We start from the raw sequence: 9,557 nt of genomic DNA, 5'->3' as shown, positions 1-9,557 counted from the left end.
GCCTGGCACCGTGGCCACCAGCGCGTCGATCTGCGCCTGGCTGAGCGCCACCAGCGGCAGCATCTCCGGCGTGATCGCCGTCGCACCCGCCGGGATCGCATTGGCCGGCACCGTGAACGCCTGAGCCGCCCGCCGCGGGGCCGGTCGGGCCCGCAGGTGCTCGACCACCGCAGCCCTGTGCTGGCGCAGCCGGTCCAGCAAATGCGGGGTCAGCGCCTGGCGCTGGCCCTGCAGGACCAGCTCCCCGTCGCGGAGTTCCAGCTGGATGCCCAGGTCGTCCAGTTCAATCAGCAGATCTTCAATCATCACAACACGATCTCCACGGTCGCAATGGCTGCGACAAAGTCACTCAGTTTGGGTTGCGCGAACAGCGTGCGTACATCGCTGTCCAGCCCGGCCTGGCGCAGGCGCGCGATCAGGCTGATGGCCAGCAAGGAATGGCCGCCCAGTTCGAAGAAGTGGTCGTGGCGGCCCACGCGCGGCAGCTGCAGCACCTCGGCCCACAAAGCCGCCATCTGCGCCTCCGCCTCGCCCTGGGGCGCCTCGTAGCCACGGCGGGCCAGGTCATCCGCTTCCGGGGCGGGAAGCGCCCGGCGGTCCACCTTGCCGTTGGGCGTCAGGGGCAGCGCCTCCAACGACACGAAGGCGCTGGGCACCATGTAGCCCGGCAGCGTCAGGGCCAGCGCGTCCCGCAACGCCTCGAGGCCAGGCCCGGCCTGGGGCTCGCCGACGACGTAGGCGACCAGGCGCTTGTGCCTCGGTTCGTCTTCGCGCGCCAGCACGATGGCCTCGCGGATGCCGGGCTGGGCCAGCAGCGCGGACTGGATCTCTCCCAGCTCCACGCGGAAGCCGCGCAGCTTGACCTGCTGGTCGCGCCGGCCGATGAACTCCAGCCTGCCGTCTTCGTTCCACCGCCCCAGGTCGCCGCTGCGGTACAGCTTGCGCCCCGGTTTCAACGGATGGTCGACGAAGGCCTGCGCCGTCAGCTCCGGCTGGTTCAGATAGCCCAGAGCCAGGCCGGGTCCGCCGATGCAGATCTCGCCCACCGCGCCGCGCGGCACCGGCCTCAGATGCGCATCCAGCAGATGCACCTCGGTATTGCCGATCGGCCGGCCGATGGGAATGCAGCGCGCCTGCACATCGGCCGGGCTGACGTCATGGGTCAGCGCATAGACCGTGGTTTCGGTCGGGCCGTAGCAATGGATCAGCCGCACCTCCCCCTTCGCCGCGAGCACGCGCTCGAACGCCTGTTCGTCATGCCGTTCGCCACCGGTCATCAGGTAGCGCAGCCGCGACAGTTCTTGCGGAATCAGCGCCGACAGCTGGTTGAACAGCGCGGTGGTCAGGAACAGCGAGGTGACGCCGCCCGTGCGCAGCGCCTCGGCCAGGCGCTGGGCGTCCAGCATGGTGTCGGCGGAGATCACCTGCAGGCAGCCGCCGTTGAGCAACGCACCCCAGACTTCCACCGTGCTGGCGTCGAACGCCGGATTGGATGCGAACGCGACCCGGTCGGTGGCATCAAACGCCGCATAGCCGTTGTTGACGACCACGCGCGAGATCGCGCGATGCGGCACCAGCACGCCCTTGGGCCGACCGGTAGAGCCCGAGGTGTACATGATGTAGGCCGGTGCCTCGGCGTCCTGCGGCACGCCCTGCAGGGGCGATGCATCGAAGTCCGCCAGCGCGTCCAGCGAAACGGCCAGCGTCGCGACGCCAAAGCCGGGCGCCGCCGAATCCGGCGCCAGCAGCATCAACCCAGCCCCGCTGTCCTCGGCCAGCAGCTGCTGGCGTGCCTCGGGCATCTGCGGGTCCAGCGGCACATACACGGCCCCCAGCTTGACGAGGGCCAGCTGAGCCACCACCAATTCCAGCGAGCGCTCCAGCCGGGTGGCGACGGCCGCCCCCACGCCCACGCCCCGCGCCGCCAGCGCGCGGGCCAGGCGATTGGCGGCCGCGTCCAGCTGCGCATAGCTCAGCTGGCGTCCCCCATGCACCACGGCGGCCGAGTCCGCATGCTCGCGCACCATCGCCTCGAACCGCTGCGCCAGGGTCTGCGTGCCGGGATAGGGTCGGACATGGTCCGCCAGCGCGGCCAGCTCGGCCTGGTCCTCCTGCGTCAGCAGCGGCAGATCCGCCAGCGCCCGTTGCGGCTGCGCCTGCAGCGCCTGCAGCAGTTCCTGCAGCGCCTGCTGCATCAGCGCGCAGACGCGCTGCGGCTGAGCCGGCTGATGCACCTGCGCACTCAGGCTCAGGCCATCGGCGCCCTGGTCGTCCACGCTCAGCGTGAACGGGTAGTTGCTGCGCTCCTCGCCAGCCAGCAACTCCATGCCCTGCAGCATTTCGGGGATGTCGACCGCCTCGCCGGCCTGCGCCTGGCCATGGCGGTAGTTCAGCAAGGCCGTCACCAGCGGCACACCGGCGTCCAGTCCGCTGCAGCGCTGCGCCAGCGCCAGCGGCGCATGCTCATGGCGCAGCAGGCCCGCGAGATCGCGCTGCACGCGCCCAAGGGCGTCCTGCACGCCACCCTCCAGCCGCACGCGCAAGGGCAGCGTGTTGATGTACAGCCCCAGCGCGCGGTCCGCGCCGGCGCCCGACTGCATGCGCCCGAACAACACGGTGCCAAAGACCACGTCGTCGCGCCCGCTGACACGCCCCAGCAGCTGCGCATAGGCCAGATGGCACAGGCTCGCCAGGCTGACGCCCAGCCTACGCGCCTGGGCGCGCAGGCCGGTGCTCAGCGCCTCGGGCAGCGCCAGGTGGGCCTCGCTCACCGCGCGGCCATCGCCCTGCACGTCCGACAGGCCATAGGGCAGCGTCGGTTCGTCCACCGTGCCCAGCTGCTGGCGGAAGAAGTCCTCGTGCTGCGCGGCCGTCATGGCCAGCCGCGCCTGCGCCACGTGCTCGCGGAAAGCCCGTGCGGGAGGCAGCTCCTCTGCACGCCCCAGCATCTGCAGCAGCAGTTCCTGCTGCATCAGCTCCATCGCCTGGTGGTCCACCGCGATGTGGTGCACCAGCAGCGCCATCAACCAGCGCTCGCTGCCGGGCTCGCGCAGCAGCTGCACCTGCATCAGCGGTGCCTGCTGCAGCGGCAGCCGCGTGCGACGGGCATCGCTGTGATGCAGCAGCGCCTGCAGCGCCGCCTCGCCGTCGGCATCGTCAGCCAGCCCCAGCGCTTCGGGCGCCAGTTCCAGAACCGGCAGCGCGGCCTGGCGCCGGACCAGCTGCACCGGCTCGTCCAGTTCGTCCCAGTGCAGCGAGGTGCGCAGCACATCGTGGCGGTCCAGCGTGCGCTGCAGCGCCTCCAGGTAGCGGTCCAGTCGCGGCCGGCCGTCGAACCGAAGCACGGCACGCAACAGGTAGACGTCGCCCGACTCGCTCATCAGGTGATGGAAGAGCATGCCCTCCTGCAGCGGCGCCAGCGGGTAGATGTCCTGCACATTGGCAGCCCCGCCCGGCACCTGCGCGACCAGCGCGTCCAGCTGCGCCTGGCTCAGGCTCACCAGCGGCAGCATCTCCGGCGCCAGCCGGGTCGCGCCTTCAGGGATCGCATTGGGCGGCACCTCGACCTCGCGCGGCAGCCCTTCGCCGTCCTCCAGCTGCAGCGCCAGCTGCGCCAGGCTGGGGGCACCGAACAACGCGCGAACATCGGTGGCCAGCCCGGCCTGGCGCATGCGCTCGATCAGACTCACCGCCAGCAGCGAATGGCCGCCCAGCTCGAAGAAGTTGTCGTGGCGTCCGACGCGCGGCAGCTGCAGCGCATCCGCCCACAGCGCGGCCAGCCGTTCTTCGACCTCGCCCTGCGGCGCTTCGTAGCCGCGGTGCGCATGGTCCTCGCCGCCCGGGATGGGCAGCGCACGGCGGTCCAGCTTGCCGTTGGCGGTCAGCGGCATGGCCTCCAGGCGCACGAAGGCGCTGGGCACCATGTAGGCCGGCAGCAGCTGCTCCAGGGCATGGCGCAGCGCCTCGGCGCCCAGACTCGCCCCGTCATCCGCCGCGCCGTCCGTGCCCACGACGTAGGCGACCAGGCGCTTGTGGCCCGGCTCGTCCTCGCGCGCCAGCACGGCGGCCTCGCGCACGCCGGGCAGTTCCAGCAGCTTGGCCTCGATCTCGCCCAGCTCGATGCGGTAGCCGCGCAGCTTGACCTGGTGGTCGTTGCGGCCCAGGTACTCCAGCTCGCCGTCCTCCTTCCAGCGCGCCAGGTCGCCCGAGCGGTACAGGCGTCCGCCCGGCAGCAGCGGATCCGCGATGAAGCGCTGCTCGCTGAGCTCGGGCCGGTTCAGGTAGCCGCGCGCCACGCCGGCGCCGCCGACATGGATCTCGCCGGGCACGCCGATCGGCGCGAGCCGCCCGTGCGCGTCGAGCAGGCGCAGGCTCAGGTCCGGCAGCGGCCGGCCGATGGGGCCGGGGCCGGGCCGCTGCGCGTCGGCCGGGAGCAGCGGCCGGTAGCTGACATGCACCGTGGTCTCGGTGATGCCATACATGTTGACCAGCCGCGTGCGCGCGTTCACCGCGCGGGCATACCAGGGCCGCAGCGTCGCGAGCTCCAGCGCCTCACCGCCGAAGATCACCTCGCGCAGCGCATGCGGACGTTCGTCCAGCGCCTGCACCGCGATCAGCTGGCGGAAGGCGCTGGGCGTCTGGTTCAACACCGTCACGCCCTGCTCGCACAGCAGCGCATAGAAGGCCTGCGCGTCCTGCGCCACCGCGCCGGGCACGATCACCAGGCGGCCGCCGTACAGCAGCGCGCCCCAGATTTCCCACACCGAGAAGTCGAAGGCATAGGTATGGAACAGGGTCCACACGTCCTCCTGCCCGAAGCGGTACCAAGCCTCGCAGGATGCGAACAGCCGCATCACCTGCGCATGCTCCACCATCACCCCCTTGGGCTGTCCGGTGGAGCCCGAGGTGTAGATGACATAGGCCAGCTGGTCCACGCGGAAGCCGCTCTGGTCCGGCTCCGTGTCCGGCAGGAACTGCAGGTTGGGCAGCCCGGGATCGATCAGCAGCAGGCGCTCGCGCGCGGCGAGTTCGGTCTGCAGCTGCGCCCGCAGCGAACTGTCCACGGCGCGGTGGGACAGCAGCAGTTCCGGCGCGCTGTCCTGCACGCAGTAGCGCAGCCGCTCGATGGGTTGGGACGGGTCCAGCGGCACATAGGCGCCACCGGCCTTGAGCACCGCCAGGATGGCCACCAGCATCTCGAACCCGCGCTCGAAGCACAGCGCGACGCGCGACTCCGCGCCAATGCCACGGCGGCGCAGCTCATGCGCCAGCCGGTTGGCCTGGCGCTCCAGCTCGGCATAGCCCAGCGTCTGCTCACCCAGCTGCAGCGCCAGCCGCTCGGCATGCTGTCGGGCCTGCGCCCCGAAGCGCTGGTGCAGGCCCTCGCTCACCGGGAAGCTGGACTGCGCGGCCCCCAGCGCCAGCAGGCGCTCGCGCTCGCCCAGGGCCATGCCGTCCAGCGCGGACAAAGGGGCCTCGGGCGTGTCGCCCAGTGCCTGCAGCAGGGCCTGCAGCGTCGCGGCCATCGTCTCGCAGACACGCTCGGCCGGGACGGGTGACTGCACCTGCGCACGCAGCTGGAGCCCGGTCCCGTCGTCGTCGATCGTCAGCACGAAGGGATAGTTGGTGCGTTCCGTGCCTGTGGCGACATCCACGCCCTGGAGGAAGTCCGACAGCGCCCCGTGCGCCGCGTCGCTCGGCGTGGCGGCCGCGTTGTGGCGGTAGTTGAGCAAGGCGGTGAACACCGGCACGCCGGCATCCAGCCCGCTGCTGCGCTGGGCGATCGCCAGCGGCGCATGCTCATGGCGCAGCAGGCTGGCGAGCTCGTGCTGCACGCGCCGCACCGCGTCCCTCACGCCACCGGCGAGCTGGACCCGCAGCGGCAGCGTGTTGATGTACAGCCCCAGCGCGCGGTCGGCGCCGACCCCGGCCTGCATGCGGCCGAAGAGAATGGTGCCGAAGACCACGTCGTCGCGGCCGCTGACCCGGCCCAGCAGCTGGGCATAGGCCAGGTGGCACAGGCTGGCCACGCTGACGCCCAGCCGGCGCGCCTGGCTGCGCAGCCCGGTGCTCAAAGCCTCGGGCAGCTGCAGACGGGCCTCGCCGATCTCGCGACCGTCGCCCTGCACATCCGACAAGCCGTAGGGCAGCGTCGGCTCCTCCACCGTACCCAGGCGTTCGCGGAAATAGGCCTCATGCTGCGCCGTGCTCAGGCCCAGCCGCGCCTGCGCCACATAGTTGCGGAAAGGCTGCGGCGGGGCCAGGTCTTGCTCGCGACCACTCAGCAGCAAGGCAATCTCCTGCTGCATCACGTCCAGCGCCTGGTGGTCGGTCGACAGGTGGTGCATCAGCAGCAACAGCAGCCAGCGCTGGTTCGCCGCGTCGTGCACCACGTGGGCCCGTATCAGCGGCGCCTGCGTCAGCGCGATGCGGGTATGGCGGGGATCCCAGCGCTGGCGCAGCTGGGTTTCGGCGTCGAGCGCAAGGCCGGCATCGAGCTGCTCTTCCTCCAGCACCAGCGGCGCGGCGCGCCACACCACCTGCACCGGTTCGTCCAGGCCTTCCCAGTGCAGCGCGGTGCGCAGCACATCGTGGCGCTGCACGACCTGGTCCAGCGCCTGCGCGAAGCGATCCAGTTTGTCGCGCTGGTCGAAGCTGAACAACACGTCCTGCAGGTAGACGTCGCCCTGCTCCGCCATCAGGTGGTGGAACAACATGCCCTCCTGCAGCGGCGCCAGCGGGTAGATGTCCTGCACGTTGGCGGCGCCACCCGGCACCTGGGCCACGATCGCGTCGATCTGCGCCTGGCTGAGCGTCACCAGCGGCAGCATCGCCGGCGTGATGTGCTGCGCGCCGTCCGGGATGCCGTTGGGCGGCACCTCCACCTCGCGCGGCAGGTCCTCGCCGCCGTCCATGCGCTGCGCCAGTTGCGCCAGGCTGGGCGCGCTGAACAAGGCGCGCACATCGCTGGCCAGGCCCGCCTGGCGCATGCGCTCGATCAGCGTCACCGCCAGCAGCGAGTGACCGCCCAGCTCGAAGAAGTTGTCGTGCCGGCCCACGCGCGGCAGCTGCAGCACCTCGGCCCACAGCGCGGCCAGCTGTTCTTCCAGCGCGCCTTGCGGCGCCTCGTAGCTGCGCGTCGCGTGGTCCTGGGCCTGCGGCGCCGGCAGCGCGCGGCGGTTCAGTTTGCCGTTGGAGGTGAGGGGCAGCGCATCCAGGCGCACGAAGGCGCTGGGCAGCATGTAGGCCGGCAGCTCGCGCGCCAAGGCCTGGCGCAAGGCCTCGGCGTCGGGCGCGGTGTCGCTGACCACATAAGCCACCAGCCGCTGGTCGCCGGGCTGGTCCTCGCGCGCCAGCACCGCCGCTTCACGCACGCCCGCTTGTTCGAGCAACCGGGCCTCGATCTCGCCCAGCTCGATGCGGTAGCCGCGCAGCTTGACCTGGTGGTCGTTGCGACCCACGTACTCCAGCACCCCGTCCTCGCGCCAGCGCACCAGGTCGCCACTGCGGTACATGCGCGCCCCGCCGCCCACGAAGGGATCGGCCAGGAAGCGCTCGCGCGTCAGTTCCGGTCGACGCAGATAGCCTTCGGCCACACCGGCTCCGCCGATGAAGAGTTCGCCCACCACGCCCGGCGGCAGCAGACGCTGCTGCGCATCCAGCACATACAGGCGGGCGTTGGCCAGGCCGCGCCCGATGTGCGGCGCGCTGTCCGTGCTGATCAGGGCCGCTGTGCTGTCCACCGTGCATTCCGTCGGTCCGTATACGTTGAAGGCCCGCGTGCCCGGCAGCGCTGCCAGCTGCTGCCACAGTGCCGCATCGATCGCCTCGCCACCGACCAGCAGCAGCGACGGGCGGCGCCAGGACTCGCGCGCCCAGCCCTGGCCCAGCAGCAGCTTGAGCTGGGTCGGCGTGGCATCGAGCAGGTCGATGGACTGCTCGCCCAGGAAGCGCATCAGCGCCTGGGCATCGGTCCGGATGTCTTCCGGCACGACCACCAGCGCATGGCCGGCCATCAGCTGGCACAGCTGCTGCACCGAGGCATCGAAGCTCATCGGCGCGTTCAGGCTCAGGCGCAGCGGGCGCTCCAGCGCCAGGCGCTGCGTCAGCGCCTGCTGCAGATTGAGCACGGACCGGTGGCCCACCATCACGCCCTTGGGCGTGCCGGTGGAGCCCGAGGTGTAGATGACATAGGCCAGCGCGGTATCCTCGTCCACGACCACCGGCAGCGCGTCCGGCGATGCGCCGGACCAGGCGGCCGGAACGCCGTCCGCGAGCTCGACGCGGGTGCAGCCGGGCGGCAGGCTCACCGCCTCGGCCCCGCCCGGTGCGCCGAGCAGCAGCACCGGGTCGACGTCCTGCAACAGCGCCTGCACGCGCTGCACCGGCCAGCCGGCATCCAGCGGCACATAGGCGGCCCCGGTCTTGAGCACCGCCAGCATGGCCAGCACCATGGAGGCGCTGCGCGGCAGCAGCAGCGCAACCCGGCAACCCGGCGCGGCTCCGCGCTCGGCCAGGTGGCGGGCCAGCTGGTTGGACTGCTCGTCCAGTTCGCGGTAGCTCAGCCTGTGCTCGCCGCACTGCACGGCCAGCGCTTCGGGCGTGCGCGCGGCCTGCGCGCTGAAGCGTTCATGGATCAGGCCTCGGGGCACATCGCCCTGGGCGTCGTTGAACTGCTCCAGCAGTCGCGTACGCAGCGCCCGCGGCAGCAGCGTGAGCTCGCTCAGCGCCATCTGGCCGCCGTCGCGCAGCGCCTGCTCCAGGCTTTCCAGCGCCTGCACCATCAACTCGCAGACCTGGGCGGGATCATGCGGCTCGTCGACCCTGGCCTGCATCACCACGGCCTGGCCGTCGTCCTCGATGTTCAGGCTCAGCGGATGCTCGCTCAGGCCCTCCACCGCGACGGCCTGGATGTCGCCCTCATCGCCCGCGCCCAGCGGAGCCGGTGCCACGCGGCGGCAATTCAGCAGCGCGCTGAACAGCGGCCGCGGCGGCTGCACGCCGCTGCAGCGCTGCGCCGTCGCCAAGGGCGTCTGCTCGTGCTGCATCAGCTCCGCCAGCAGCCCGTGCATGCCACGGGCCGCCTCGCGCACCGTGCCCTGGTCCAGCCGCCAGCGCAGCGGCAGCGTGTTGACGAAGGGCCCCATCACCTGCTGGGCGTGCGCCCCGGCCTGCATGCGCCCCATCACCACCGTGCCGAACACCGGGTCCTCCCGGCCCGACAGCCGCCCCACCACCAGCGCGAAGGCCAGGTGGAACAGGCTCGCACTGTTGATCCCCAGCGCCTGCGCCTGCTTCTGCAAGGACGCGCCCAGCGCCTGCGGCAGCATCAGCTCGGACGAGCGGCTGCGCCGCTGGCGCCGGTGCACCTCCTCCAGCCCATAGGGCAGCGTCGGCTCGTCCACCTCGCCCAGCAGCCGCCCGAAGAAGGCCTCCTGCCCGCGCCTCGCCTCCTCGCGCCGCGACAGCGCGACGAAGTCCCTGAACGGCAGCGACGGCGGCAGCTGCCCCTGCTGACCCTGCAGGCAGGCCAGCACCTCCTGCTGCATCAGCACGAT

The 9,557-nt window shown here is 71.5% G+C and carries 2 protein-coding genes; both read right to left on the bottom strand.

Annotated elements, in window-relative coordinates; all coding sequences use genetic code 11:
• On the bottom strand, positions 1 to 306 hold a 306-nt coding region (locus tag LZ017_RS21640), incomplete at its 3' end, for a hypothetical protein (protein WP_241399008.1).
• Positions 306 to 9,548, bottom strand: a complete 9,243-nt coding sequence (locus LZ017_RS21630) for a non-ribosomal peptide synthetase (protein WP_277604849.1) — start codon at positions 9,546 to 9,548, stop codon at positions 306 to 308. The genes LZ017_RS21640 and LZ017_RS21630, both read right to left, overlap by 1 nt.
• Between the last annotated feature and the right edge of the window lie 9 nt (positions 9,549 to 9,557).

It is taken from the genome of Pelomonas sp. CA6 (genome assembly GCF_022549225.1).
In the GTDB taxonomy this organism is placed as follows: domain Bacteria; phylum Pseudomonadota; class Gammaproteobacteria; order Burkholderiales; family Burkholderiaceae_C; genus Roseateles.
The sequence above is the reverse complement of the archived record's forward strand: the minus strand, read 5'-3'. Positions and strand labels throughout refer to the sequence as shown.